The 25,344-nt window shown below is 40.7% G+C and carries 29 protein-coding genes; 25 read left to right on the top strand and 4 right to left on the bottom strand.

The genetic code is table 11. The features are described 5' to 3' along the window. Positions 1-81: 81 nt before the first annotated feature. The 5 genes from MHH68_RS14270 to MHH68_RS14250 all read left to right on the top strand — a co-directional run bounded on the left by MHH68_RS14270 (position 82) and on the right by MHH68_RS14250 (position 9,110). On the top strand, positions 82-2,073 hold the full coding sequence (locus tag MHH68_RS14270) for a methyl-accepting chemotaxis protein (RefSeq protein WP_268497638.1): 1,992 nt from the start codon (positions 82-84) through the stop codon (positions 2,071-2,073). 124 nt (positions 2,074-2,197) lie between these two features. After that, positions 2,198-4,189, top strand: a complete 1,992-nt coding sequence (locus MHH68_RS14265; protein WP_339163692.1) for a methyl-accepting chemotaxis protein — start codon at positions 2,198-2,200, stop codon at positions 4,187-4,189. Positions 4,190-4,365: 176 nt separating this feature from the next. Next, positions 4,366-6,342 carry a methyl-accepting chemotaxis protein gene (locus MHH68_RS14260; protein ID WP_339163689.1) on the top strand — a complete coding sequence of 659 codons (1,977 nt, stop codon included), beginning with the start codon at positions 4,366-4,368 and terminating at the stop codon, positions 6,340-6,342. Positions 6,343-6,506: 164 nt separating this feature from the next. Beyond that, on the top strand, positions 6,507-8,495 hold the full coding sequence (locus MHH68_RS14255; RefSeq protein WP_339163687.1) for a methyl-accepting chemotaxis protein: 1,989 nt from the start codon (positions 6,507-6,509) through the stop codon (positions 8,493-8,495). Between the two features lie 90 nt (positions 8,496-8,585). Continuing rightward, on the top strand, positions 8,586-9,110 hold the full coding sequence (locus tag MHH68_RS14250) for a type 1 glutamine amidotransferase domain-containing protein (protein ID WP_169055594.1): 525 nt from the start codon (positions 8,586-8,588) through the stop codon (positions 9,108-9,110). Between the two features lie 79 nt (positions 9,111-9,189). On the opposite strand, the gene MHH68_RS14245 is transcribed toward MHH68_RS14250, so the two are convergent. Next, positions 9,190-10,173 (bottom strand): Gfo/Idh/MocA family oxidoreductase, encoded by a 984-nt coding sequence (locus MHH68_RS14245; RefSeq protein ID WP_339163684.1) that lies wholly within the window; start codon positions 10,171-10,173, stop codon positions 9,190-9,192. Positions 10,174-10,374: 201 nt separating this feature from the next. Here MHH68_RS14245 and MHH68_RS14240 point away from each other — a divergent pair, with 201 nt between their 5' ends. The 4 genes from MHH68_RS14240 to MHH68_RS14225 all read left to right on the top strand — a co-directional run bounded on the left by MHH68_RS14240 (position 10,375) and on the right by MHH68_RS14225 (position 13,579). Beyond that, the gene (locus tag MHH68_RS14240; RefSeq protein ID WP_339163683.1) at positions 10,375-10,758 is read left to right on the top strand and encodes a DoxX family protein; all 384 of its coding nucleotides are present in this window, start codon (positions 10,375-10,377) and stop codon (positions 10,756-10,758) included. A 73-nt stretch (positions 10,759-10,831) separates the two neighbouring features. Continuing rightward, positions 10,832-11,974 (top strand): AI-2E family transporter, encoded by a 1,143-nt coding sequence (locus MHH68_RS14235; protein ID WP_058013832.1) that lies wholly within the window; start codon positions 10,832-10,834, stop codon positions 11,972-11,974. A 126-nt stretch (positions 11,975-12,100) separates the two neighbouring features. Further along, on the top strand, positions 12,101-12,934 hold the full coding sequence (locus tag MHH68_RS14230; RefSeq protein ID WP_034660680.1) for an undecaprenyl-diphosphate phosphatase: 834 nt from the start codon (positions 12,101-12,103) through the stop codon (positions 12,932-12,934). Positions 12,935-13,105: 171 nt separating this feature from the next. Further along, on the top strand, positions 13,106-13,579 hold the full coding sequence (locus MHH68_RS14225) for a stress protein (RefSeq protein WP_339163680.1): 474 nt from the start codon (positions 13,106-13,108) through the stop codon (positions 13,577-13,579). A gap of 41 nt (positions 13,580-13,620) precedes the next feature. Here MHH68_RS14225 and bioB read toward each other — a convergent pair whose 3' ends face one another. The 3 genes from bioB to MHH68_RS14210 form a co-directional block, all read right to left on the bottom strand. After that, positions 13,621-14,616 carry a biotin synthase BioB gene (gene bioB, locus MHH68_RS14220; RefSeq protein ID WP_058013833.1) on the bottom strand — a complete coding sequence of 332 codons (996 nt, stop codon included), beginning with the start codon at positions 14,614-14,616 and terminating at the stop codon, positions 13,621-13,623. Between the two features lie 162 nt (positions 14,617-14,778). Beyond that, complete coding sequence (locus MHH68_RS14215) at positions 14,779-15,138, bottom strand: hypothetical protein (RefSeq protein ID WP_339163676.1); 360 nt, start codon at positions 15,136-15,138, stop codon at positions 14,779-14,781. Between the two features lie 198 nt (positions 15,139-15,336). Then, positions 15,337-15,714, bottom strand: a complete 378-nt coding sequence (locus MHH68_RS14210; RefSeq protein WP_003213241.1) for a helix-turn-helix transcriptional regulator — start codon at positions 15,712-15,714, stop codon at positions 15,337-15,339. 158 nt (positions 15,715-15,872) lie between these two features. On the opposite strand from MHH68_RS14210, the gene MHH68_RS14205 reads away from it, so the two are divergent. From MHH68_RS14205 to MHH68_RS14130, 16 genes are all read left to right on the top strand, one after another. After that, on the top strand, positions 15,873-16,136 hold the full coding sequence (locus MHH68_RS14205; protein WP_339163671.1) for a helix-turn-helix transcriptional regulator: 264 nt from the start codon (positions 15,873-15,875) through the stop codon (positions 16,134-16,136). Beyond that, entirely contained in the window at positions 16,133-16,285 is a 153-nt protein-coding gene (locus MHH68_RS14200) for a hypothetical protein (protein WP_169055588.1), read from the top strand. Before MHH68_RS14205 ends, MHH68_RS14200 begins: the two co-directional genes overlap by 4 nt. Next, positions 16,263-16,505, top strand: coding sequence for a hypothetical protein (locus MHH68_RS14195; RefSeq protein WP_244270758.1), 243 nt, complete (start codon positions 16,263-16,265; stop codon positions 16,503-16,505). Before MHH68_RS14200 ends, MHH68_RS14195 begins: the two co-directional genes overlap by 23 nt. A gap of 50 nt (positions 16,506-16,555) precedes the next feature. Then, a complete protein-coding gene (locus MHH68_RS14190; protein ID WP_339163668.1) occupies positions 16,556-16,957 on the top strand; it encodes a holliday junction resolvase in 402 nt (133 codons plus the stop codon). After that, complete coding sequence (locus MHH68_RS14185; RefSeq protein ID WP_012011053.1) at positions 16,954-17,160, top strand: XtrA/YqaO family protein; 207 nt, start codon at positions 16,954-16,956, stop codon at positions 17,158-17,160. Before MHH68_RS14190 ends, MHH68_RS14185 begins: the two co-directional genes overlap by 4 nt. A 126-nt stretch (positions 17,161-17,286) precedes the next feature. Further along, positions 17,287-17,805, top strand: a complete 519-nt coding sequence (locus tag MHH68_RS14180; RefSeq protein WP_061409446.1) for a sigma-70 family RNA polymerase sigma factor — start codon at positions 17,287-17,289, stop codon at positions 17,803-17,805. A 152-nt stretch (positions 17,806-17,957) separates the two neighbouring features. Further along, positions 17,958-18,602 (top strand): phage terminase small subunit, encoded by a 645-nt coding sequence (terS, locus tag MHH68_RS14175; protein ID WP_058013837.1) that lies wholly within the window; start codon positions 17,958-17,960, stop codon positions 18,600-18,602. An 8-nt stretch (positions 18,603-18,610) separates the two neighbouring features. Then, positions 18,611-19,912, top strand: coding sequence for a PBSX family phage terminase large subunit (locus MHH68_RS14170; protein WP_161808667.1), 1,302 nt, complete (start codon positions 18,611-18,613; stop codon positions 19,910-19,912). Next, a complete protein-coding gene (locus MHH68_RS14165) occupies positions 19,909-21,366 on the top strand; it encodes a phage portal protein (RefSeq protein ID WP_061409440.1) in 1,458 nt (485 codons plus the stop codon). The genes MHH68_RS14170 and MHH68_RS14165 overlap by 4 nt, the downstream gene beginning before the upstream one ends. A gap of 38 nt (positions 21,367-21,404) precedes the next feature. Beyond that, positions 21,405-22,493 carry an XkdF-like putative serine protease domain-containing protein gene (locus MHH68_RS14160; protein ID WP_339163665.1) on the top strand — a complete coding sequence of 363 codons (1,089 nt, stop codon included), beginning with the start codon at positions 21,405-21,407 and terminating at the stop codon, positions 22,491-22,493. Between the two features lie 22 nt (positions 22,494-22,515). Next, complete coding sequence (locus MHH68_RS14155; protein ID WP_061409438.1) at positions 22,516-23,439, top strand: phage major capsid protein; 924 nt, start codon at positions 22,516-22,518, stop codon at positions 23,437-23,439. 13 nt (positions 23,440-23,452) lie between these two features. Then, positions 23,453-23,836: a DUF3199 family protein gene (locus MHH68_RS14150; protein WP_339163662.1), complete on the top strand. Its 384-nt coding sequence runs from the start codon at positions 23,453-23,455 to the stop codon at positions 23,834-23,836. Beyond that, positions 23,833-24,189, top strand: coding sequence for a YqbH/XkdH family protein (locus MHH68_RS14145; protein WP_339163659.1), 357 nt, complete (start codon positions 23,833-23,835; stop codon positions 24,187-24,189). Before MHH68_RS14150 ends, MHH68_RS14145 begins: the two co-directional genes overlap by 4 nt. Next, positions 24,186-24,683, top strand: a complete 498-nt coding sequence (locus MHH68_RS14140) for an HK97 gp10 family phage protein (protein WP_268497646.1) — start codon at positions 24,186-24,188, stop codon at positions 24,681-24,683. Before MHH68_RS14145 ends, MHH68_RS14140 begins: the two co-directional genes overlap by 4 nt. Positions 24,684-24,687: 4 nt before the next feature. Beyond that, positions 24,688-25,143: a phage portal protein gene (locus MHH68_RS14135; RefSeq protein WP_339163655.1), complete on the top strand. Its 456-nt coding sequence runs from the start codon at positions 24,688-24,690 to the stop codon at positions 25,141-25,143. Continuing rightward, the gene (locus MHH68_RS14130) at positions 25,130-25,342 is read left to right on the top strand and encodes a hypothetical protein (protein WP_003212736.1); all 213 of its coding nucleotides are present in this window, start codon (positions 25,130-25,132) and stop codon (positions 25,340-25,342) included. The genes MHH68_RS14135 and MHH68_RS14130 overlap by 14 nt, the downstream gene beginning before the upstream one ends. The last annotated feature ends 2 nt before the right edge of the window (positions 25,343-25,344 follow it).

Raw genomic sequence — 25,344 nt, 5'->3', positions numbered from 1 at the left:
ATGCATCCTTTTTATTTGAAAAACATGAAAATAATATGAAGATGTCCGATATATAACATATCGTTTAAAAGGAGGAAAAACATGAAAAATGCAATAAAATGGTTGAAAAAACCATCGATTTCTAAGAGGCTGATTATTTCATTCACTCTCGTTCTTGTCTTGCCAATTATTACACTCAGTACGATTTCATATCAGATTGCCAAAGAAGAATTAGATCATGAAATTATGTACGGAGCAAATGCAAGAGTCAATGAACTGAATGACATGATCGAGCAAAAGCTTTTGAATAAGGAAAATGCAGTCAAACTATTTACCGAAACATCCAGTGCTGCAGATTTTAAAAAGAAAAACCAGGACGAACTGTATGAGCATTTTGAAATATACAGCAAAATCAATGAAGATGATGTGGTTGGGTTTTATGCAGCAAGTAAAAAACGTGACTTTATTCAGTTCCCTAAAGTAGACATGCCAAAAGGCTATGATCCAACGACTCGTGACTGGTATAAAGCAGCAATGCAGGACGAAAAAGGTGAACCTGTGGTCACCAATCCATATATCTCTGCCACAACAAATGGAATGGTTGTCACAATCGCTCAGCGTCTGAAGGACGGATCGGGAGCCATTGGGATTGATATTGATGTACAGGATATTGTCGATAAAATCAAAGACATTAAAATTGGACGAGAAGGATATCCAATTATTGCAAATAGAAATAAGCAAATTGTAGCTCATCCAGAAGAAAAATCAGGCTCTGCAGTTACAGGGAACATTTCATCAATCCTTTACAGCAGCAAAGAAGGAACATCAACTTATGAGAATAAAGGAGAACAAAAACGCCTCGTTTTTGTGACAAATGATTTAACAGGTTGGAAAATTGCTGGAACGATGTTTGTATCAGAAACAGAAGAAGCAGCACAGCCAGTTTGGAATTCTGCCATTATTCTTTTAATTTCTTCTTTTATCCTTGGCGGTATTGCGATCTTCTTTATCGTTCGCTCCATCACAATTGGACTTCGAAAGCTTGTTGATTTCTCAGAAAAGGTGAGCGAGGGTGATTTAACCGAAACCCTTGAAACCAAATCGAAGGATGAAATTGGAGATCTCACAAGAAGCTTTAGCAAGATGAGTGAATCTTTACGTGAAGTCATTCGAGCGGTTCAGCAGTCTGTCGACAATGTGGCATCCGCTTCCGAGGAGCTGACGGCAAGTGCCAGCCAAACAAGTCAAGCAACCGAGCATATCACAATGTCGATTGAACAATTCTCAAATGGAAATGAAGCACAAAACGAGAAAGTCGAATCTAGTACGAATCAGCTTGTGGCAATGAATGAAGGATTACAAGGCATGTCACAAACGTCATCAGAAGTGGCTTCTGTCTCACTTCAATCGACAGAGGCAGCTGGTCAAGGCGGCCGGATTGTTGAAAGCGCAGCGAGCCAAATGAAACATATTGATACATCTGTACAAGAGGCAGAACAAGTCATGAAGCAATTAGAATATAAGTCTAAAGATATTACGAGCATTTTAAATGTCATTAACGGCATTGCAGATCAAACGAATCTTCTTGCGTTAAATGCAGCCATCGAAGCAGCTAGAGCAGGCGAATCAGGACGCGGCTTCTCTGTCGTGGCAGAAGAAGTGAGAAAACTAGCTGTTCAATCGGCAGACTCAGCGAAAGAAATAGAAAAGCTCATTCAAGAAATTGTGTTAGAAATTGCTAAATCTCAAGATATGTTCAAAACGGTCAATCGAGAAGTACATGCAGGACTTGGTATGACAGAAGAAGCAAAAGAAAGCTTCCAGAACATTTATGAGGCGGCAGAAGGAATGTCGAAAAAACTGACGCAATTAAACGATACAGCCATTGATCTATCGAGCGGTTCGAAGCTGGTTTCACAAGCTATGCAGGAGATGCGCCAAGTCTCTAGAGAAAGTGCGGCAAACATTCAAGATATTGCGGCTTCTGCTGAAGAGCAGCTGGCCTCTATGGAAGAAATATCATCTTCTTCAGTGACTCTTGCAAACATGGCAGAGGAACTAAAAGAGCTCACAAGTCAATTCAAAATTGATTAAAAAACGATGAAAAAATACCCAGAATTGTCTGGGTATTTTTTTATGTTTAAACAGCATGTCTAGCCTGTAAAATTAAACCTTTCATCCGATAATAACTTTAGAGAAGTAAAGGGGGAAAGAGAAAATGGGGAAAATGATCCAATGGTTAAAAAAACCATCCATTTCAAAAAAATTAATTATTGCTTTTTTGGTAGTCCTTATCCTACCAACCACTGCACTGACAATTAGTGCGTTTTTTACATCAAAGACAGAGTTAGACAAACAGATTATGGGCAGTGCAATGAGTCAAGTCAATGCATTTGATACTTTAATCAATGAGAATATAGGGAATAAAGCAGATGCTGTGGCTCTGTTTACAGACTCACTCAAAGCGTCTAATCTTCAAGAAAAAAATAGAAATACGACCATTAAAGAATTGCAGCAATTTGGAAAAATTAATGAAAAAGATGTTTCTGCTATCTATGCAGGCTCCGAAAAGGGACTGTTTATGCAATATCCTGTTCAAAAGATGCCTGATGGCTACGATCCGAGAGAGCGTCCATGGTATCAAGAAGCACTCAATGCAGAAAACGGCAAACAAGTCATCACAAAACCATATGTAGCAGCCTCCACAGGCAAAATGGTTATCACGATTACTCAAAAAATGAAAGATGGTTCAGGTGTTATTGGACTTGATATGGAAATTGACACCTTGATTCAAAAGTTAAAAGAAATCAAAATTGGGCAAAAAGGCTATGCTTTCATCATGGAGAAAGATAAAACAGTGTTAGCAGATCCGACCCAAAAGTCAGGAAGTCAGGTCAATGAGAATCTGGCAAATATTATTTTTAAAAACAAAGAAGGAAGCGGCAGTTACACACTCAAAGGAATAGATAAAAAGGTTGCGTATGTGACCAATGAATTAACCGGCTGGAAAATCGGTGGAACGATGCTCGTATCAGAAGTAGAAGATGCAGCAAAGCCCGTTTTCAATACAGCCCTTATTGTGTTCAGTGTGACACTTATCGTAGCAGGTACCCTCATCTTCTTTATCGTCCGCTCTATATCGAAAAGATTATCCAACCTTGCCCGCTTCTCGAAAAAAGTCAGCGAAGGTGATTTGCGAGAGAAGCTTCAGATCCAATCAGATGACGAAATTGGTCAAGTTGGAAAAGGCTTTAATACAATGATAGACTCATTAAGAACCCTAATTGGTGCCGTACAAACCTCAGTTGAAAATGTCGCTTCTTCCTCAGAAGAACTGACAGCCAGCGCAGGGCAAACAAGTAAAGCAACAGAGCATATTACACTAGCCATTGAACAATTCTCAAATGGAAATGAAAGTCAAAATGAAAAAGTCGAATCTAGCTCAGACGAGTTAGAGGAAATGAACCGTGGCCTTCAGCACATGAATGAGTCGGCTGAATCCATTACTGCTTCATCGATCAAATCAACAGATATCGCAGGGGAAGGCGGACAGCTTGTCGAAAAAACCGCTTCTCAAATGAATGTCATTGATCAGTCCGTGAAAAAAGCAGAGAATGTCATCAGCGCTCTTGAAAGTAAATCAAAAGACATTACACAAATTCTAGGTGTCATCAATGGTATCGCCGACCAAACAAATCTACTTGCGCTAAATGCAGCGATTGAGGCAGCAAGAGCTGGGGAATCTGGCAGAGGCTTCTCCGTTGTAGCAGAAGAAGTAAGAAAACTGGCTGTTCAATCAGCCAATTCGGCGAAAGAAATCGAGAATTTGATTAAAGAAATCGTTCAAGACATCGATGTATCACAGGAAGTATTCACTGCGGTGAATCGAGAAGTTCAATCAGGCTTAAGCTTCACTGAACAAACAAGAGTCAGCTTCCACAATATTTTCGAAATGACAAAAGAAATTTCTGACCAGCTTCAAACCATGAATCAAACAGTTGTCCAGCTTTCAAATGGCTCTGCACATGTGTCAGAGGCTGTCCGTGAGATTGCAGACGTCTCACGTGAAAGCTCCGCAAACATTCAAGACATTGCGGCTTCAGCGGAAGAACAGCTCGCATCTATGGAAGAAATCAGCTCCTCCTCTGCTACGCTTTCATCAATGGCAGAAGAATTGCGTGATTTGATCAGCAAATTTAAAGTCGAATAGACAAAATGAAAAGAGCCCTTCAGCTAAAGGGCTCTTTTTCAATTGAATAAATCAAAAGAAATAGGTAAATTTACTCATTTTAATTGAATTTCGAACATTATCCCTTGAAAAATAATTCGTATTACCTAAGAATAGAAGGGGAAGACCACAAATCATAATTCAAAAGGAGTAGAGTCATGAAAAAAATCAACTTTTTTAAGCATTTTACAATGTCCAAGAAATTAATTACTGCATTCTTAGCGATTCTCCTAGTGCCAATTCTCGTATTGGCAGCATTTTCTTATGAAGTGGCATCAAAGTCTCTCAATGATGAGATTATGTCTAGTGCTGCAAATGGTGTTCAGCAATTAAACGAACTCATTAATAAAGATGTACAGCCTAAAATTGATATCGTTTCTTATTTATCTAAATCGGTGAAAAAGAGTGAATTGACTTCTAAAAACAAGGATTTACTTAAGGTGAAATTAGAGCAATTATCGGAAACAGACGAAGATGTTGTGGAAGTATTCATTGCAGATCAAAATGGTAAACTAACCGAATATTCCGAGATTCATAAAGGGAATGGAGCGAGCGCAAAAAACGAACCATGGTTTCAACAATCGATGGGAGATAAGAAACTCATCATTTCAGATCCTTTTGTCGACAAGTCATCAGATGACCTGCTCATCACAATATCAGAACAGTTAGCAGATGGATCTGGTGTAATTGGGATCAACATGCGCTTGAACACGATCATAAAAGATACAAACAGTATCAAAATTGGTAAAGAGGGCTATGCGTTTGTCGCGACTCCAGATCAGCATTATATTGCCCATAAAACAGACAAGCCTGGGGAGAAATTGACAGGTGATTTCATCACGAAATTGTATGATAAAAAACAAGGCAACTTTAAATATGAATACAATGGACAGCCGAAGCAAATGTTTTTTGACACAAATGAAGCAACAGGCTGGAAGCTTGCTGGAACAATGTATGTTGGCGAAATTCAAGAAGCTGCACAGCCAGTTCTCGACTTAACAATGATCATACTGGCAGTTGCGATTGCCATAGGCGGAATCGCGATTTATTTTATTATTAAATCGATCCGAAAGCCACTGATAGCGCTCTCTGAATCGGCTGAAAAAATCAGTCAGGGTGATCTGACACAGCATATTGAAGTTCGTACGCACGATGAAATCGGCAAGCTTGCGCATAGCTTTAACGAGATGTCATCAAAGCTGAAACAAGTCATTCAAGCTGTTCAAAATTCCATTGAAAATGTGGCCGCCTCCTCTCAAGAGTTAACAGCTAGTGCGGGACAGACCGCTCAAGCGACTGAGCATATCACATCATCTATTGAACAGTTCTCAAACAGCAATGAACATCAAAATGATATGATCGAAAAAAGCTCAGTCCAGTTGAATGAAATGGATCGCAGCTTATCCCATATGGTCGATACGACCTCTCATATGATGGAATCGTCGATTGATTCGAGCAAAACGGCTCAGGCCGGTGGAGAGCTTGTTCAAAAAACAGCAGGGCAAATGCAAACCATCGAGCAGGCAGTGAAAGAAGCAGAGCTTGTGATTCAAGGCTTAGAGCAGAAATCAAAAGATATTACGAACATTCTGGGTGTCATTAACGGCATTGCTGACCAGACCAATCTCTTAGCTTTAAATGCTGCGATAGAAGCTGCTCGGGCAGGAGAAGCAGGCAGAGGTTTTTCTGTTGTTGCAGAAGAAGTTCGTAAGCTGGCAGAGCAATCAGGAAGCTCTTCAAAGGAAATTGAAAGCTTGACGAACGAGATTGTAGAGGAAATTGAAAAATCACAGAACATGTTTAAACAAGTAGCAGGTGAAGTACAATCTGGATTAAATATTACAGATGAAACGAAAGTCAGCTTTGAGAAAATTACCGATAAAACATTAGAAATGACAGAACAAATGAAACAAATGAACGGAACAGCCAAAGAACTTTCGCATGGCTCAAATGATATTTCACATGCGGTGAATCAAATCAAAGAGCTTTCACGAGAAAGCTCTGCAGGCTTCCAAGATATCGCAGCATCCGCAGAAGAACAGCTGGCATCTATGGAAGAGATCAGCTCATCCTCTGCTACGTTATCTCAGATGGCAGAAGAGCTAAGAGAGCTCATTAAACAATTTAAAATATAAGAGTATAGGGAAACACCTGACGTTTTGGCGTCAGGTGTTTTTCCATTCAATACATATAATTTGGGTAATTTGGTCTTATTTAGACTTTAATAAGTTAAAAAAGTTAACAACCTAGTAGTTCTTCCGATATATATACTATCTTACTAAAAGGAGTTTTCTTTTTTATGAAATTCATACAGTATTTCAGGAAGCCATCTATTTCAAAAAAGCTCGTATTCTCTTTCTTATTTATTCTCTTATGCCCAATCATTGTGTTGGCATTCTCTTCATATCATACGGCCAGCACTTCCTTAAATGATCAAATCATGCAAAGTGCAAAGGAGAACGTCGAGCAGCTAGATAAAAATATTACGAAGGTTATGAAAGTGAAAACAGACGCAGCTGATTTCTTTAGCAAATGGATCACGGAGAAAAAGCTTAAGCAAAAAGACACGACAGATATTCAAGGACGCTTTGAGCAGTTCATGAGTATGAATGATGACACAGAAGGCATTTTTGTCGCTTCAAGTGATGGCAAAGTGTTTTCGAGATATCCTAACAAAAAAATGCCTGCTGATTATGTCGCAACGGAGCGGGATTGGTATAAAGACGGCTGGGAGAAAAACGGAGAGCTGTCTGTTTCAGCACCGTATCCAACAGCTTCTACAGGTACGCTTGTGGTCACCATCTCTAAAAAGTTAGAGGACGGATCAGGAGTCATTGCAATGAACTTAGACATTGCGAATCTAGTAAAAGAATCAAATAGCATAAACATTGGGAAACAAGGCTATGCCTTTATCGGAAGTCCGGATCGTACCTTTGTTGCCCATCCTACGAAAAAAGCTGGAACAAAATTATCTGGTGAATGGCTAGAAAAGCTTTATTCACAAGATGAAGGTTCTATGAGTTATATGTTCGAAGGAAAAGAAAAGCAAATGGAATTCACCACAAACAAAGCGACGGGCTGGAAAATTGTCGGTACGATGTTTGTGACGGAAGTCGAAGAAGCTGCACAGCCAGTCTTTAACATGGCCGCTATCATTTTAGCTGGTGCGCTTATCATTGGTGGGATACTGATCTTCTTAATCATCCGTTCTATTACAAAACCACTTTCTATACTTGTTTCTTCTTCAAAGAAAATCAGTGAGGGAGATTTAACAGAAAAAATTGATGTCCGGTCAAAAGATGAAATTGGACAGCTAGGCACAAGCTTTAATGAAATGAGTGAATCATTAAGAGATGTCATTCAAGCAGTACAAACATCTGTAGAAAACGTGGCTTCTTCATCTGAAGAACTGACGGCAAGCGCAGGCCAAACAACAAAAGCAACTGAACATATTACATCATCTATTGAAACATTCTCAAACGGCAACGAAAATCAAAGCGAAATGGTGGAGCAAAGTGCGGCTCATTTAAAACAAATGAATGAGGGACTGAACGAAGTCGCAGAAACATCTGATGTCATCACAGCGTCATCTATTCAATCAAGAACAGCCGCGGAATCAGGCGGACAGCTTGTGGAACAAACCGTTGGCCAAATGAAGACGATCGACCATTCAGTGAAAGAAGCTGAAGGGGTGATCAATGGACTAGAGCATAAATCAAAAGACATCACAAACATCCTAGGCGTGATTAACGGCATTGCGGATCAAACGAATTTACTTGCACTCAATGCAGCCATTGAAGCAGCACGTGCAGGTGAGTCAGGCAGAGGCTTCTCTGTTGTTGCAGAGGAAGTGCGTAAACTTGCAGTTCAATCATCAGATTCAGCAAAAGAGATTGAAAAGCTTGTGAAAGAAATCGTATCTGAAATCGAAACATCTCAAAATATGTTCAAATCAGTAAATGAAGAAGTGAAGAATGGTCTTTCCATTACAGATCAAACGAAAGAAAGCTTCTCACAAATTAATCAGCAAACAGCCGAAATCGCTACAAGAATTAATGAAATGAATACAACAGTACGCGAGCTTTCAAAAGGATCTGAGCAAATTTCTAAAGCAGTGAATGAAATTGCAGATGTATCACGGGAGAGTTCAGCAAGCATCCAAGATATCGCTGCATCTGCTGAAGAGCAGCTTGCTTCTATGGAAGAGATTAGTTCTTCCTCTACGACTCTTTCCCAAATGGCGGAAGAATTACGTGATTTAATTAAAAAATTCAAGATCAGTGAATAAGATCAAGTGGTTCTCCTCAAGGGGAACCGCTTTTCTTTTTAAGCGGTCATCTCGTACAATAGAGGAAATCGAAAGAATAGGAGAGATGTTATGCGTTTATCAAATAAGAAGGTCATTGCGTTTGTCAGTGATGATTTTGAAGATTTAGAGCTATGGTATCCGGTTCTGCGTTTAAGAGAAGAAGGGGCAACTGTGCACCTTGTAGGAGAAAAAGCAAATCATGAGTACACTGGGAAGTATGGTGTGCCGGCTGTATCTGATGCAGATTTTTATTCCATTCAAGCGGATGAATATGATGCTGTGCTTGTCCCTGGAGGGTGGGCGCCAGATAAACTGCGCCGTTTTCCAGAAGTGTTAAATATCGTACGTTCATTTGATGAAAAGGCAAAACCAATCGGGCAAATTTGCCACGCTGGGTGGGTATTGATTTCAGCAGGAATCCTGCAAGGAAAAAAAGTGACAAGTACACCTGGTATTAAAGATGATATGACAAATGCTGGAGCAGACTGGTTTGATGAAGCAGTCGTCACAGATGGTCACCTCGTCTCGAGCAGACGTCCACCGGATCTTCCTCCCTATGTGAAAGCATTTGCGGATGTATTAGCGGCAACATAAACTATGGATCCAAAATAAACAAAGGGCGAATTTGCATCTCATGTTCGCCCTTTGTTCATCATTTCATGCCCCATTCATTTTATCTATCGGCAGGAAACCTCACGCCCATTTGTTTTCTCGCCTCGTCCATAACGGACATAGTTTGAACAGATAAGGCAAATGTATTGACCGGAGACTGACTCATTCCTTGCTGAATACACTCAATAAAATGACAGATTTCATAATACATGGCTGGCTGATCATCTTTGAGAGAGATGTCGGTTTGGTGTCCTTGCCGATCATGGATCGTGATATGTGAAGGACGGTGGAATTGATCAATCACCATCGTCGCATCCTCTCCTTGAATTTCCGCAGATAAATGAGATGTTGAAATTTTAGAATGAAAAAGGAGTGCTTGATGTCCGTCATATTGCATAAGGACAGAGCCGCTTCCATCTACACCAGAAGAAAGCTTATAGCCTCTCGCGGTGATTTGATTCGGCAGACCAAATAAATAGATCGCCGGGTAGACGAGATACACACCAATATCCATTAAAGAACCATTGGATAATTCAGGCTTAAAAGCATTTGGAATCTCGCCATTTCGGTAGGCATCGTATCTTGAGGAATATTTACAGTAATGAGCGACCACTTGCCGAATGGGTCCAAGCTGATCAAGATGCTGTTTGATTTGAAGGAAGTTGGGCAGAAATGTCGTTTTCATCGCTTCCATTAAACAAACTTGATGTTTTTTCGCTGTAGCAATCATTTCTTCTACTTCTTTTCGGTGAGAGGCAAATGGTTTTTCGCATAATACGTGCTTTTGGTGCTCCATCATCAACATGGCCTGCTCTTTATGAAGGGCATTTGGACTCGCAATATACACGGCATCAAACGCATCACTTTCTGCCATTTGATGTAAGTTCGTAAAAACTGTATCAATACCGTATTTTTCGGCAAATGCCTGGCCTTTTTCAGCGGATCGTGAATAGACGGCTGTACATGTAAAATCAGCTATTCCTTCACCGGCCTGTAAGAATCGATCTGTAATCCAGTTCGTTCCGATGACAGCAAATCGAATCATGTCGTTCCCTCCTTCTGCTTTTCTCTGATTATACATCCTTTGAAAGCGTTTGTAAGAAAGAACATTCTTTTTATTGAAAAGCGGATGAAACCTTTATATAGGCTGATGCGTCTTACATAAAGGATATAAATGTACGAGAAGTGGGTAGTTTCTTCCTTCATTCGGGTAATACTCTGATAGAAGGGAGAGGAGGAAACGATCATGAAGCGCGTCCTGCATATAGGAAGTACATACGTCTTTGCGCTTTTATTCATAGCAGCCGGTATTTTTCATGTGATAGAGCCGAGCAGCTTTGCCCGTATGATGCCAGGCTGGCCATATCCATATGTAATGGTCTATGCGACGGCATGCCTAGAATGGCTGCTGGCTGTCTTGCTGCTTTTGCCAAATGTCAGGGTCGCAGCAGCAAAAATCATTGCTGTCTATCTTGTCCTCATTTTCCCTGCAAACTTATTTGCTGCACGAGAGGGAATTCCATTTCCAGGTCAAGAAAGCACAGAGCAGTTTTTGCTATGGATAAGACTGATAGGACAGCCCATTCTGATTGTATGGGTGATATCCATTGCGAAATGGGAAAAAAGCTGAAACAATGACCACTATATCATGATCAGGTAGTGTACAATTTATTTATAAAATAGCCCGAGTTTGGAGGAACGATATGAATTCTATGCAAATGTGGAGCAGTCGATTTAGAAAATTTTTTCTTGATAACAAGTTTGTTCTCTTTTTACTCGTCCTGCTATTAATCGGATTGAATATCCTTGTTTTCATGAAAACATCCTTTATTTTCACACCGCTCATTGTACTCGTCAAAACGATTGCCTTACCGATTATTTTAACGGGGGTCGTGTATTATTTATTAAATCCGATTGTCAATTTGTTAGAGAGGTTTAGAGTTAAACGAATCTTTTCGATTTTGCTTTTATATATAGTCATTATTGGCATTATAACAGTGACGATTGTGTCTATTATTCCTTTTTTACAAGCACAAATGATGAGCCTGTTTCATAACCTTCCGAAATATGTTGATACGGTAGAAGATCAGATAAGACAACTAACGGGAAGCAACTTCATTAATCAAGCGCAAAAAAACATGAATTTTAACGTCTCTGAATTGGTGAGCAAAGCGTCAAGTCAAGCGACGAAAATTTTGGAAAGTACCTTTACCGGAGTGGGGACGTTCTTAGGGGCGCTCACTGAAATCATCATCTCGATCGTGACCGTTCCGTTCATTCTGTTTTATTTATTAAAAGACGGCAAAAAATTACCTGACTATTTCTTGAAATTTATTCCGAATAAGTTTAGAGAACATACTCATATCGTGCTTCACGAAATGAACCATCGCCTGAGCTCTTATATTCTCGGACAGATCATTGTCAGCTTCTGTATTGGTGTTCTTCTTCTAATTGGCTATCTGATTATTGGACTTGACTATGCGTTGCTGCTAGCAATCATTGCGGCATGTACAAGTGTGGTGCCATACCTTGGTCCAACGATTGCGATTACACCAGCGATTGTGATTGCACTTGTGACATCACCAGTGATGCTTTTAAAACTGATCATTGTCTGGACAGTGGTTCAGCTCATTGAAGGGAAATTTATTTCACCTCAGGTCATGGGGAAAAACCTTCATATTCATCCGATCACGATTATCTTTGTTCTCTTAACAGCAGGTAAATTGTTCAGCGTAGTCGGTATCATTGTTGCGATTCCGACATATGCCGTCCTGAAGGTCATCACGACCCACTTGTTTGATTGGTTCAAAATGCGATCCAATTTGTATAAAGAAGAAAAGGTTTAATGTCATAATCTTTTTTTGAAAAAAATATAGTATCATAAAGACGAGCTTTCGATGAAGGAAGCTTGTCTTTATGTGGACATAGATGGTTGCCTGTTCAAAAGATCAGAATTGAAAGGAAAGAAAATCATGAATCTATGGGATTTATTCGTGGCACTGGTTTTAGGAATTGTCGAAGGATTAACAGAGTATGCACCTGTCTCGTCTACAGGTCACATGATCATTGTCGATGATCTATGGTTAAAATCAAAGGAAATCATTACGCCAGAGGCGGCAAACACATTTAAAGTCGTGATTCAGTTAGGCTCTATTTTAGCTGTCATGATTGTGTTCAAGGATCGGATTTTGAACTTGTTAGGATTAAAGAAAAATATCACTGAAGAACAAAAGCGCAGCGGGCATAAACTGACCATTGCTCAAATCGCAGTAGGACTCGTCCCAGCCGTCATTTTAGGATTCTTATTTGAAGATTATATTGATAAATACTTGTTTGATGTGAGAACAGTTGCAGTCGGTTTGATTTTAGGCGCAGTGCTGATGCTTGTCGCTGACTGGATCAATAAACGTAAAACAGAAACAAGCTCTGTCGATAACATGACGTACAAACAGGCGCTTTATATCGGACTGTTTCAATGTTTGGCGTTATGGCCAGGCTTCTCTCGCTCGGGTTCGACGATCGCAGGTGGGGTTATTCTTGGTTTGAATCACCGTGCGGCAGCTGACTTTACATTTATCATGGCGATGCCGATTATGGCGGGCGCAAGCTTTTTAACACTTGTGAAAAATGCCGAATATTTAACAACAGACATGCTGCCATTCTTTATCGTCGGGTTTGTGAGTGCATTTGTTGTGGCTCTCTTCGTTGTTCGATTCTTCCTAAAACTGATCAATAAAATCAAACTGGTGCCTTTTGCAATATACCGAATAATCCTAGGTGTGATTTTATTTATCCTATTCATGTAATGCTGAAAACTACTCTTATTAAAGAGTAGTTTTTTGTTGTTTTAACTCTTTTAAACAGTAAAATCAACCTCTTAATTGGTAGAAAAAGAAGTTTTTTTCATAAATTAGTGTTTAAGAGACAGGAGAAGGGGTAGTACATAAACATACCAATTAAAGGAGGAGTTAGAAGTAATGAGAAAAACAAGAAAATTTTTTGTTAGTTCTGTGATCGCTACGTCAATGGTTGCTGCCCCTCTATCTCTTACGACTTTTGGTCAAACGGCTGAAGCTGCAACGACAACAGGTGTTGATGGAAGTGTCTCGATTGATCCAGTAGCCATTGCCGATAAAATTGAACAAGCAGTAAAATCATCTCAAAATCGTGATGGATTCGTAAAAAATGCGGCGTACAGCGCCTTCTATGAAGCAGGTCAAAACTATAACGTCGTTGTCCAAAACTTAAGCCAAGATCATGACTTTAGCGGACTGAACAATGTGGTTTACTATGATAGTGTTGAATATGATGGGATTACGTTTGGTATTTGGGTATTTGAAGATGGGACGTTCGTCAATAATGGTGACGGCGGCTATATTAACTGGACATTTGTTGGCAGCTTTGACCGTGAGGAAGGAAGCGGCACTGTTGATTTCCATAAAAGATTCTAATCTTATTGTCAAAAGTCTGCCGATTCACCGGCAGACTTTTTTTATAACGCACATTCTTCTATGTCAAAACCTAAATCTTCAATGATGTGATGATCCGTTTGAACCTGCTGACCTTTTGTTGTTAAATAATCGCCTACGAAAATGGAATTTGCGGCATAAAGGGCAAGCGGCTGAAGCGTCCGTAAATTGAACTCTCTGCCTCCAGATACTCGAATTTCCTTGGTTGGATTGACAAACCTCATGAGTGCCAACACTTTCAATGCTTTGATCGGATGTGTTCGTTCTTGATGCTCAAGTGGTGTTCCTTCGATTGCATGAAGAAAGTTGACTGGAATGGAATCCGCATCAATGGCTCTGAGCGCAAAAGCCATTTCAACAATTTGCTGGTTGGTTTCACCCATTCCAATGATAACCCCTGAGCAAGGAGACATGCCCGACTGTTTGACCTCCTCAAGGGTCGACAAACGGTCATGATATGTATGAGTTGTCGTAATGTGAGCATGATGATCTTGATGTGTATTGATATTGTGATTGTACCGATGAACCCCTGCTTCCTTCAGCCGCTTTGCTTTTTCTTCATTTAATAACCCAAGACATGCACACACCTTCAAAGGCATGGTCTCAGTGATCTCTTTTACTGCTGCGGTCACCTCATCTAATTCTCTGTGAGAAGGTGCTCTCCCGCTCGCGACAATACAATAAGTCCCCGCTTTTCTCTTGAGCGCCTCACGCGCGCCAGCCACAATCGTTTTTTGATCAAGCATTGTATATCGTTCAACCGGTGCTTTTGAAATGATCGACTGTGAACAATAACCGCAGTTTTCAGGGCAATAACCACTTTTTGCATTAAAAATCATATTTAATTTCACCTTATTTTGAAAAAAATGAAATCGTACTTGGTAGGCTGCATGCATGATAGATAATAATTCTCTATCGTCAGTTTCAAGAATATCTAGACCTTCTTGCAGCGTGATCCGTTCATTTTTCAGCGCTTTCTCTGCTATCGCTTCCCAAGACAAAGATATGTGTTTTCCCATCATAAGCTCCTCTCATTATGTTAACTTATTTTTATTAAAAGTTAACATAATAGATAGTCATTGGCAAGCATTGGATAAATGAAGTCTACAAAAATACTTGAAGACATATAAAAAGGCGATGATCATGAAATCATCGCCTTTTTATATGTAAAACTTTATAGCTTATCGAACAGTAATATAGTTAATCACAAGCTCGCCTAGTGAATTATAGTAAGAAACTGTGACAGATCCGCGTTGTACCGCACGAATCCAAGTGAAGTTCGGAGCTGTTTGATCTAATTGAATGGCATATGTTGCGCCAGACACAGAAATTTGGCTGGCTGGAAGAGAGACGGCGATTGACGAACCTACAGTAAGCGTGCGGTTCACTGTAATCACTTTATTCATAATAGGAGCTTTTGCTATGACTGGTTCTTTTGGCTGGGCAGCTGCATGAGCACCTTCAGTTTGGAAGAACGTAAGAGCACCTAGAGCAGCTAAAGCAGCTAAAGACAATGTACAAGCTTTCATTAATTTTTTCATCGGTAACACTCCTTTTTTTGGTATATACATATATTAATAATAATAGTATTATATGTCAATTAAAATATATGAAAAAAAGAGTATTTATGGTGAAGATTGTCACATATTATTCATGAGGTCTCTCTTTTTTAGGGGGAAAAGAGGCATAAAAAAAGCTGGGTGCATCCCAGCAATGTAAAGCTTTATGAAAAGAGATGTTCAATCGTCGTCTCGCTGTTTTGGCTGACGGCCCTTTTGTTTCTCTTTTTCTTTAATGTAGTGAATAAAATCGATGGTTTGTCTTCGTGCTTCTTCGGAAAAATCGGAGGCAGCCTTAAACGCAATTTGCAAATCTGGATCGTCTGCAAGGTCGGCATCAGTTCCGCCTTTGTCCTTACCTGTGAGAAGATAATCCGTTGAGACCCCATATAATTCGGCGATTTTCACAATCATTTCACCGTCGGGCTTTCTCAAGCCATATTCCCAATTTGCATAAGTGGACATCGCCTTTAATCCGAGTTTTTTAGCAACCGTAGACTTGCTCCATCCATGCTTCTCTCTTAATTCAGTTAAAATCTTTCCAGTCAAATTATCCATTGGAAACACCTTTTTTCATGTTATGAGTAAATTTTATCATGAATTACACGGAAAAGATAAATAATTACACAAAAAGAATAAAAAATGATTGACTTACTCGTTTTGTGTATATTATCATAATGAATATAACTTACACATATTGAGTAAGAGGTGGAAAGATGAAGCTTGAAAATTTACGAGAAGAACGCATTTTACAAGGGAAAACACAAACCTATATGGCAAAAAAGTTAGGGTATAAGTACACGAGCGGCTACGCAAATATAGAAATGGGCAGAACGAAGCCCAGCTTAGAAATAGCAAAGCATATTGTGGATTTGCTAAATAGGGGTGTTCAAGAGCTTTTTTTTGATCAAAAGTTACACAAAATGAGTAATTCTTTGAAGGAAGAGCAATTATTTGAAAAGGGGAGACGAACAAAATGAATATTGAACATCCAATGGTAGCGCAGATAAATGACTTTGGATATCCAAAAAGCTTCTGGTCATATGACATGACACGTTATGGGTATCAAGCAGAGACTGAGGAGAGTGTGGAGGGATTTGAAGCAGATGAAACATCAGATGACGTTTGATGCCAGAAAGGAAGCGCAGCTTTGTTTAGTCCAAGCCGGTGGCTGGATGACCTTTCATCACCAGAAACCGGTGTTTGTTTTTTCCACATCAGAAGACAAGCAAACATACATGACCCTCTTGGCGGAAAAGCTCGCTGAAGCAAAAAAGGAGGAATCAAGACGACATGAAACGATGGAAGAAAATCATGGGAATCCTCAAATGCTTGCTAAAAGCGAGTAAAAACGAACAAGACATTCGTCAGTGGGAAAAGGATGACGGGAGATCATAACATGGTCATCCATTTCATCATTGAGACAGAGTTATTGTTCATAAAAGATACATTGATAAAAAGAATACGAGCAGCTGCAAAAGCGCAATGCCCGCAGAAAATAAAAGGCGCACTATCACTCGAGATTCGTTTATTTGACGACATGCCGCTTGACATAGCTGACTGTCAAATCAAGCGTACATACGCAGAAAAAGGTTTGATACGCCCAGTGAACGTCAGCATCTTTCAGCCACGGCTACACCATATTCAAGAAGCACTTCATTCTATTGCGGATAGGGCCCCTCTACAGATCGTTGATTTAAGAGTTTCCCAGTTTTATAGTATGCGTCCAAGAATTGAAATCATTTTAAATACGATAGGTGATGGCACGAAGTCCTCACCAATTAAGGAGACAAGCATATGAACGAGCCAAAACAATTATTCATTCAAGAAAACCAGACATTTGTCGGTGAGATGGAAACAGGAAAAATCCAAGTCATCGTGTTAGATGGGAATGTAGGAACGGCTTATCAGATAGATGTACCTGAACATGGAAAAACCATTATACAAACGGCAAAAGGTCATTTTGCAAGAGTAGATCACGAGATTGGTTTTAAAATCAGCTAGATTACTGGATAGATCACAACATCATACGTCCAAGACGGAAAGCCTGCGGACACTGATCAAGACCCTATGAAAAGGGGACTGATTGGTGTCCGTTTTTTATTTTCTTAAAAAAGGGAGAGAGCCAGCATGCAAGATTTACTCATCGAATACAAACGAGCTTTAAAGGATGCTAGAAAAAGATATGAACCATTTAGAGAAAAAGAAGACAAACAGCTGTCAGATCAAGAGAAGCATGATAAAAAAATTATCGCTAGTATGGTCAGCGATCTCGAATATGTCGTGGAATGGCTTCAAATTGGCAGGCAGCCAGGCGCACGCAGAGGATTAGACAGACGTTCAGTCTATCAGCGTACCATCCTGGCAAATCCAGAAGTGTTAGAGGCTTTATCACATGAATATACACTTATCCAAGAAAATGAAAGAGAATTCAGTGAGCGGGACAAGAAACGAATTGATGAAGCCTTGTCCGTTTTAACGGACCGAGAAAAGGACGTATTCTTCATGCACACAACGCAAGGATTATCGTTTAGCGAGATTGCGATTATGCTGGATGTGAAAAAAGGAACTGTCCAAAAACATATGGAGAGAGCTCGGACAAAGATGTCCAAAAAAGTACAAGAACGCCTATTCGAAGCAGCTGAATAGGCGTTTTTTCTTTTACAAAATAAATGGAGCAGCACTTGTCTTACAGTTGCCACCTATAGTTAGAAAGACCAAACGGATGTTTGCTAGCCCTACACAAATGATTCCTTCACAGGAAATCGTTCGAATTAAAAGGAGGCGGCAGGTGAATGTAAATGAAAGATAAACGGATAGGAGCCAAGCAAGATTATATGAAAGGGATGACGTACCAGCAAATTGCTGATTATTACAATGTCTCAATCCATACCGTGAAATCATGGAAAAGACGATACGGATGGCAAAGGCAAAAAGGTTCGTCAAAGCAGGCACACTCGATCTTCAATCAGTTTCTTTCAGATGAAACAATTGAAATCATGGAGAAAATGGGCGGGCGTACATCCCTTGATTTAATCTGGGATCAAATTCAAATTCAATATGCTGCCATTATTCGGGCACAGCGAATCATGTATGTGTCAGATCAAGATGACATGATCAAAGAGCTGAAAAAGGCGGCATACATGCCTTCTTCATTAGAAGAAACAGTAGAAGGCATTCAGTCAGAACAAGAAATCAGCACAGAAGAATATTCGTTTCAATTTTCATGGGATCGGCATGCTACCTTTTTAAATGCCCAATCTCGTGCAATGGGAGAGCTCAGGCGTCTCATTAAACAGTTTGAAGAGCTTGCACATGCGAAGGATGAACGAAGATTAAGACTAAAGCAAATTGAACTGACCATCGAAAAAACAAAAAAAGCAGTGCGCGAAGAAAAAGAGGAAGATCTTCACATCATGATCAAGCGAAAAGAGGATAACTCATGACGTCATTGATTGAAAAAGAAGTCAATCCTCACTTTGAACATTTTCTATTCGATTGGAATCAGAAGTTTCAATTTTTAGTAGGCGGTTACGGCTCCTCTAAAAGCTATCACATTGCATTAAAACTCATTTTAAAGCTGCTGGAAGAAAAACGGACAGCACTTGTCATTCGAGAAGTCTATGATACGCACCGCGAATCAACCTTTTCTCTATTACAAGAGATCGTCAGCGATCTTGGCATCGATCATGTGGTGAAGTGCCGCAGTTCGCCGCTTGCCTTGACGTTTCGAAATGGCAGCAGCATCTTATTCAAAGGGCTGGACAAGCCTGAGAAATTAAAATCGATTAACAACATCTCGATTATTTGGATTGAGGAGTGTTCAGAGGTTTCTTATGAAGGCTTTAAAGAGCTGCTTGGAAGGCTGAGGCACCCGTCTTTACCGCTTTATATGATGTTATCGACCAATCCTGTTGGTCAAGATAATTGGACGTACAGACATTTTTTTCGAGATGAACAGCTGAAGCGATTTGTCCTAGATGACGAAACCTTATACAAAAAGCGCACCGTTGTGATCAAGGATACGTACTATCATCACTCCACAGCGGAAGATAACCTATTTCTCCCTAAAAGCTATGTGAAGCAGCTGGATGAGCTGAAAGAATACGACCCAGACCTCTATCGAATTGCGAGGAAGGGCTATTTTGGGATCAATGGAACAAAGGTTTTTCCTCAATTTGAGGTAAGAAATCATGCTGATGTATTAGAAGCGATTCAGCAGATGGACCGGCCGCTAAAACGAGCAGGCATGGATTTTGGATTTGTTGAATCATACAATGCGCTCATTCGATTAGCCGTCGACCATGAAAAAAAGTACTTATATATTTACTGGGAATATTACGATCGCGGGAAAACAGATGATGAAACAGCTGTTGACCTAAAAGAGTTCATTGAATCAAAGGAACTCATCAAAGCCGATGCAGCAGAGCCTAAAACCATTCACTATTTTCGGCAGCGTGGATTTCAAATGGTGGCAGCACATAAGTTCCAAGGCTCGCGTTTGCAGTATACAAAAAAGATCAAACGGTTTAAGAAAATCATTTGCTCTGATGCTTGTCCGTACACAATCTATGAACTTCAATCACTGACCTATAAGGCAGATAAGGATGGACGTTTAGAGGAAGATGCATTTCAAATCGACCCACACACATTATCAGCCATCTGGTATGCGCTGGATGACTATGAAGTGACGGATTTGAAACAGACCGCCTCAGAGCGTGTCCGTCCAAACAGAGAGAGGAGGTCCGTACAATGAAACAATTGAAAGCAACGATTATGAAGGCAAACATGTCTGATCATACAAAACAAATGTATGCAGATGAATTTTCCTATGAAAAAGATGACATTGTTCCCCCGCCATACAACATCAATGAATTAAAAAGCATGGCAGAGTATTCAACCATTCTTCAGCAATGTATTGATGCGTACAAAACGAATATTTTAGGCTTTGGATTTGGGGTGGAATACGCCTTTGACTTTAATGCAGAAGGTGTAAAACCGGCAAAAAAGAAAGCCGCAGAAAAGGAATGGACAAGACTTGAAGAGTTTACGAAGTACATGAACTATGATGAGTCCGCTGATGTGATTCTTGGCTATGTCCTGGAAGACCGAGAGAAAACGGGCAATGGTTTTTTAGAGGTGCTGAGAGATGGACAAGGAAAGCCAGCTGGAATTGAGTATTTAGATGCGCTTCATATCCGCATTTGCAAGCTTAGTGAGCCAGTCGATGTCGAATTCAGCTACACAGAAAATGGCGAATTAAAGACAATGAATCGAAAGAAAAGATTCCGCAAATATGTGCAGGTGATCAACGAAAAGAAAGTCTTCTTTAAGGAGTATGGTGATCCGCGCATTTTGAACTGTGAAACAGGCAAGTACGATGACACCACACCAGAGCCGCTTCGCGCAACAGAAGTGATTCATTTCAAAATTGGCAGTGGAACGTATGGGATTCCCCGCTGGATTGGCAACATCGTCAATATGTACGGAGCACGCAAGGCAGAGGAACTGAACTATCTTTATTTTAAACAAGGGCGGCATGTACCAGGTGCCATCATTGTCGAAAATGGCATGTTGTCAGAATCCTCTTATCAGCAGCTTCAAGACTATATGGATGATATTGAAGGATCTGATCACGCGCATAAATTTCTATTGCTTGAAGTTGAAGGTCTGCCGACAGAAAAAGGGTTAACGGGAGAAGAAGATGTCTCAAATGTCAAAGTAAACTTCAAATCTCTAGCCGAGATCCTGCAAGAAGATGCGCTCTTTTTAGAATACGATGAAAAAACAAGAAACAAAATCCGTTCTGCGTTTCGTCTGCCGCCAATTTACACAGGTGAGTCTCAAGACTATAACAAAGCGACGGCAGATACAGCGCGTAAAACAACAGAAGAGCAGGTATTTCAGCCAGAACGGCACCTCATCACAGGAAAACTCAATACTCTTTTCCTGCCAGATCTTGATATGTGGCATGTCCGTTTTCTATTAAATGGTCCTGATTTTAGAGACCCATTAGAGATTGCGAAGGTACTGACGCCATTTATTCAGGCGGGGGCAGTGTCACCTAACGATTTGCGCGATCTAGCAGGAAGAATTCTTGGGAAAACGCTAGAGGAATGGCCTGAGGAACTGTATCACCGACCTTTAGAAAGCCGCATGAAATCAGCTGAAGAAAAGCCTCAACCAGAGCCGGACCAGCTGACGAAATAAACAGAAGCGGGTGCGCTTTTTTGAAAGGGGGTGAACATATGCCAAGAGAACTAAAAAACGCTAAAATTACGCATGTTTCCTACGTGGACAAAGCAGCGAACAAGAAGAAATTCTTTTTGATGAAAGCAAAGAAAAAGCGGCCTGACTTTCAAAAGGAGGTCAGTGTCCTGACAAAGGCAGAAGATGCTCATCGCCTCGTGTACGGTGTCGTGTATGAGCCGAATACGCCTGATGCACATCAAGACTTTATGACAGCCAAGGAAATTGAAAGAGCAGCACACGGCTTTATGAAGGATGCACGTCATATTGACAAGCAGCATGATTTTCAGGATGGTGTTGGCGAAGTGGTTGAATCATATATTGCTCCGGCTGATGTTGAAGTGGGCGGGGAGCTGATTCGCAAAGGATCTTGGGTGCTTGTGACAAAGGCTTCCCAAGAGATTTGGGATCAAATTCAAAAAGGCCACATTACAGGCTATTCCATGGCTGGAACGGCGGACATCGTCGCCATAGAAGAACAAGATCAGCTTCTATCTCAAGACACAAATGAGAGAGGGCTTTTTTCTTTGCTGAAAAATTTCTTTTTAAAAGAGGAAGGTGCAAACATGTCACAACCATTTTGGAACGTTTTAGACCATCTGCTGGAAACCTTACAGTCAAGTGATGGTGATGAGGCGGATGTAAGAGCGGCCTTAGAACAGCTCATTCCAATCGTGCAGGACATCCTGAAGACAGAGGATGTACTTCAAACGATTGGTGAAAGGCCAGAAGATGTACAAAAAGAAGAGGCCACTTTGACGACGGATCAAGTGCGAGAGCTCGAAAAAGCAAAAAAGGCCATCGAAAACGTCTTACAGCAGGCTGAACAACAGGAAACAGAACAAACAGGGGAAGAACCTGTCCAAAAAGTGCTCGAACAAGTCGTTGCACCGATTCAACATCAGCTCTCTTCCTTAGAGAAATCAGCCAGCAGAGAAAAAGCAGCGATGCAGGAAGTGCTTGAGCAGCAGCTTTTGCCTATTTCAGAGCGGATTCACATGCTCGAAAAGGCAAGGGGCATATCAAAACAAACAATCCACGATACACAAAACAACACGACAAAACCCATATGGGATGGCTTACTATAAGCCGAAATAAGGAGGAAACAGTGTGAGAAATCAAGAGTTGATTCGCAAGGCTGAAATGACACTTGCCAGCTTAAAAACCGGCGGTCTCATGAACGCAACCCAATCCAACACATTCATTAGAATGATGCAAAACACACCAACCGTTTTAAATGATGCACGCATCATTCCGATGGAAAGTGATTCACAAAAAATTGAAAAAATTGGTTTTGGACAGCGTATTTTGCGTCCAGCAGAAGAAGGCCAAGCGCTTGATGCGAAAGACCGTGTTGTCCCAGCGACAAGCACTGTCCAGCTCAATGCAAAAGAGGTCATTGCAGAAATTCATATGACCTACGACAGCATTGAAAACAATATTGAAAAAGACGGAATTCAGCAGACAATTATGCAAATGCTGGCTGAACGAGCAGCAGTTGATATTGAAGAGCTCATCGTCAATGGGGATACGACTTCAACAGACCCGTTTTTAGCCCAAATGGATGGCGTGAGAAAACAAGCAGTATCTCATATTGTGGATGCAAATGGAGCGGAAATTAGCCGCCAAATGTTGAAGCAAGCCTATAAAGCGATGCCGTCAAAATATTTACGTGTACCTCAGGATTTCCGTTTCTACACATCCCCAAGTTTAGAGGTGGAGTGGAAGGATCAAGTAGCAAACCGTCAGACAACTCTCGGAGATGCGGTGATTCAAGGCGGACTTTCTTCTGCATTCGGTGTGCCGGTCAAAGGCCTTGCCAATATGCAGCCATATGACGAAGCGGGAACAGACGTATCAGATATTTTGCTGACGCACCCTAAAAATATTATCGTAGGTTTTTCTCGTCATATTCGAATTGAAGTAGAAAAAGATATTCGCAGCCGGAAATTTATTATTGTTCTGACAGCGAAGCTAGACAGCAAATTTGAGGAAGAGGATGCTGTAGCAAAAGTAATGAAAGTGAAAGAGTAGGTGACGGCAGGCCATGATTATTTCTCCTGAAGAACTGCAAGCCTATTCTGTATTTGAGCGTGTGAAAAATCGATCATTAGAAAGACTGACAGCAGATATTATCGAAGCAGAAGCTGCGGTATTTCAGATCGTAGGTCATGATTTCTCAAGCGGAAAATATCAGCCCCTCCCTGAAAAAGCAAGAATCGCTTTATTAAAAATGGCCCAATATTTTGCCATGCTGAATGATGATGAATCTATGATGAAAGGCTTTACGTCAGAGAAAATGGGTGATTATTCATATGCGAAGGCAGCTGATCAAGTGAAAGGCAAACCTTACGTATATGCCCTGCTTGTCGATTACATTGAACCATCATTAACTCGCGGCAGTACCAAATTAAAGGTGAGATCATTATGAGTTATCAATCTCTCTTAACAGACCGCTGTGATCTTTTTCACATTGAACATCAGGAGGCTTCACGAGGAAAATTCGGGATTCCAGCTGATGACTTACAAATGACTCTTTCCTATCCTGATGCACCTAGCCTGACAGAACTGGCTTGTTATGTCATAGAAAAGAATCAGTCACTTGTGCAAGAAGAGCCGAATACAGTGATTTATCAGTCCTATCTTGTCCATTTTCCTTTAGCGAGTGATATTCGCCTGCATGACAAAATGGTGTGGAACGGCGTCTCACTTAAATTGCAGCAGCCCAAAATAGTGAAAAAACATCACATTGAAGTGATGGCAGTCAGGAAGGAAAATCTATGAAAATTGATGGACTTGACCGGCTGCTTTCACAGCTGGAAACAGCGTGTTCCGGCGGCTTAAAGGCAGAATATCAAGATTGGCTAGAGGACATGGGTTTAGAGCTTTTGGACATCATTCAGGATGAGCTAATCAAGGAGAATGCTGTCGATACAGGCCGGCTTCTAAGCTCCTTTACGCAAGGAGACAAGGAGAATCACTTTCTCATGTCAAAAGGTGGTCTCACGCTTGAAGTGGGAACCCAGCTTGAGTATGCCTCCTATGTCAATGATGGACATGCTACTTCTTCAAGTGGAGAGCGAAGATGGGTGCCTGGCAGGTGGGCTGGCAGCCGCTTTGAATATGATCCGAATGCAAAGACAGGAATGATGCTTGCTTCTCAATGGATAGATGGAAATGGCTACTGGGATCATGCTGTCATGCTCTATGAGCAAATGTTTGAGCAGTCGCTGGATCGAAAGCTTCAAAGCTGGTTCGATCGACATTTTGGGAGGTGATGAAATGAATCAAGAAGTCGGGGCAATCATGCATTATATTTACACACACTTTCCTGTAACAATGTATGATCGACTTTTGCCAGAGCATTTTCAAGTACCATCTGTTTATGTGCCGCCCGTAACAGTGATCAGCGGTCCAGATACGGTATCTACGTTTATGAAATCTTATTCGCTGCAAGTGAAAGTGTTTCATATAAATTCAGAAAAAGCGCATGACGCGGCAGAAATCATTGTTGATGCATTGCTTGCTGATCGTCAAATGATTCAGATGATGAGTGCAGATGGAGAGGTGCTTGATGATTATGTCCGCATAAAAAGAGTGGAAACCAGAATGTTAGATCAAGGCGTAGCAGCGATTGTCCTGACGTGGGATAGCAGTTATTGGTACAACCGAGACAAACAACCGAGCCTTGAAGACATCAATTTTTCAGATGGGGTGATCAAACGTGAGCAAGACTAAAAAAGCAGAGCCTGCCCAAACAGCTGGCGAAGAAAAAGAATTTGGCTTTTCATTTGAAGCCTTAAAGGAGCACAGTAAGGATCTTTTTGGGGTTAAACCAGAAATCCTTGAAGGTGCTCTTTTTTATATCAAACATCAACCAATTACAAAAACAGAAGCGAAAAAGCACATTGATGCTTTTTTGTCCAAGGAGGTTTAAAG

This window comes from Bacillus sp. FSL K6-2841 (genome assembly GCF_037976435.1).
GTDB classification, from domain to species: Bacteria; Bacillota; Bacilli; order Bacillales; family Bacillaceae; genus Bacillus; species Bacillus pumilus.
This window is presented reverse-complemented; position numbering and strand designations above follow the sequence as displayed.

Coding starts and splice junctions, on each gene's coding strand:
- MHH68_RS14270 (WP_268497638.1), top strand. CDS start 82: ATGAAAAATGCAATAAAATGGTTGAAAAAACCATCGATTTCTAAGAGG.
- MHH68_RS14265 (WP_339163692.1), top strand. CDS start 2,198: ATGGGGAAAATGATCCAATGGTTAAAAAAACCATCCATTTCAAAAAAA.
- MHH68_RS14260 (WP_339163689.1), top strand. CDS start 4,366: ATGAAAAAAATCAACTTTTTTAAGCATTTTACAATGTCCAAGAAATTA.
- MHH68_RS14255 (WP_339163687.1), top strand. CDS start 6,507: ATGAAATTCATACAGTATTTCAGGAAGCCATCTATTTCAAAAAAGCTC.
- MHH68_RS14250 (WP_169055594.1), top strand. CDS start 8,586: ATGCGTTTATCAAATAAGAAGGTCATTGCGTTTGTCAGTGATGATTTT.
- MHH68_RS14245 (WP_339163684.1), bottom strand. CDS start 10,173: ATGATTCGATTTGCTGTCATCGGAACGAACTGGATTACAGATCGATTC.
- MHH68_RS14240 (WP_339163683.1), top strand. CDS start 10,375: ATGAAGCGCGTCCTGCATATAGGAAGTACATACGTCTTTGCGCTTTTA.
- MHH68_RS14235 (WP_058013832.1), top strand. CDS start 10,832: ATGAATTCTATGCAAATGTGGAGCAGTCGATTTAGAAAATTTTTTCTT.
- MHH68_RS14230 (WP_034660680.1), top strand. CDS start 12,101: ATGAATCTATGGGATTTATTCGTGGCACTGGTTTTAGGAATTGTCGAA.
- MHH68_RS14225 (WP_339163680.1), top strand. CDS start 13,106: ATGAGAAAAACAAGAAAATTTTTTGTTAGTTCTGTGATCGCTACGTCA.
- bioB (WP_058013833.1), bottom strand. CDS start 14,616: ATGGGAAAACACATATCTTTGTCTTGGGAAGCGATAGCAGAGAAAGCG.
- MHH68_RS14215 (WP_339163676.1), bottom strand. CDS start 15,138: ATGAAAAAATTAATGAAAGCTTGTACATTGTCTTTAGCTGCTTTAGCT.
- MHH68_RS14210 (WP_003213241.1), bottom strand. CDS start 15,714: ATGGATAATTTGACTGGAAAGATTTTAACTGAATTAAGAGAGAAGCAT.
- MHH68_RS14205 (WP_339163671.1), top strand. CDS start 15,873: ATGAAGCTTGAAAATTTACGAGAAGAACGCATTTTACAAGGGAAAACA.
- MHH68_RS14200 (WP_169055588.1), top strand. CDS start 16,133: ATGAATATTGAACATCCAATGGTAGCGCAGATAAATGACTTTGGATAT.
- MHH68_RS14195 (WP_244270758.1), top strand. CDS start 16,263: ATGAAACATCAGATGACGTTTGATGCCAGAAAGGAAGCGCAGCTTTGT.
- MHH68_RS14190 (WP_339163668.1), top strand. CDS start 16,556: ATGGTCATCCATTTCATCATTGAGACAGAGTTATTGTTCATAAAAGAT.
- MHH68_RS14185 (WP_012011053.1), top strand. CDS start 16,954: ATGAACGAGCCAAAACAATTATTCATTCAAGAAAACCAGACATTTGTC.
- MHH68_RS14180 (WP_061409446.1), top strand. CDS start 17,287: ATGCAAGATTTACTCATCGAATACAAACGAGCTTTAAAGGATGCTAGA.
- terS (WP_058013837.1), top strand. CDS start 17,958: ATGAAAGATAAACGGATAGGAGCCAAGCAAGATTATATGAAAGGGATG.
- MHH68_RS14165 (WP_061409440.1), top strand. CDS start 19,909: ATGAAACAATTGAAAGCAACGATTATGAAGGCAAACATGTCTGATCAT.
- MHH68_RS14160 (WP_339163665.1), top strand. CDS start 21,405: ATGCCAAGAGAACTAAAAAACGCTAAAATTACGCATGTTTCCTACGTG.
- MHH68_RS14150 (WP_339163662.1), top strand. CDS start 23,453: ATGATTATTTCTCCTGAAGAACTGCAAGCCTATTCTGTATTTGAGCGT.
- MHH68_RS14145 (WP_339163659.1), top strand. CDS start 23,833: ATGAGTTATCAATCTCTCTTAACAGACCGCTGTGATCTTTTTCACATT.
- MHH68_RS14140 (WP_268497646.1), top strand. CDS start 24,186: ATGAAAATTGATGGACTTGACCGGCTGCTTTCACAGCTGGAAACAGCG.
- MHH68_RS14135 (WP_339163655.1), top strand. CDS start 24,688: ATGAATCAAGAAGTCGGGGCAATCATGCATTATATTTACACACACTTT.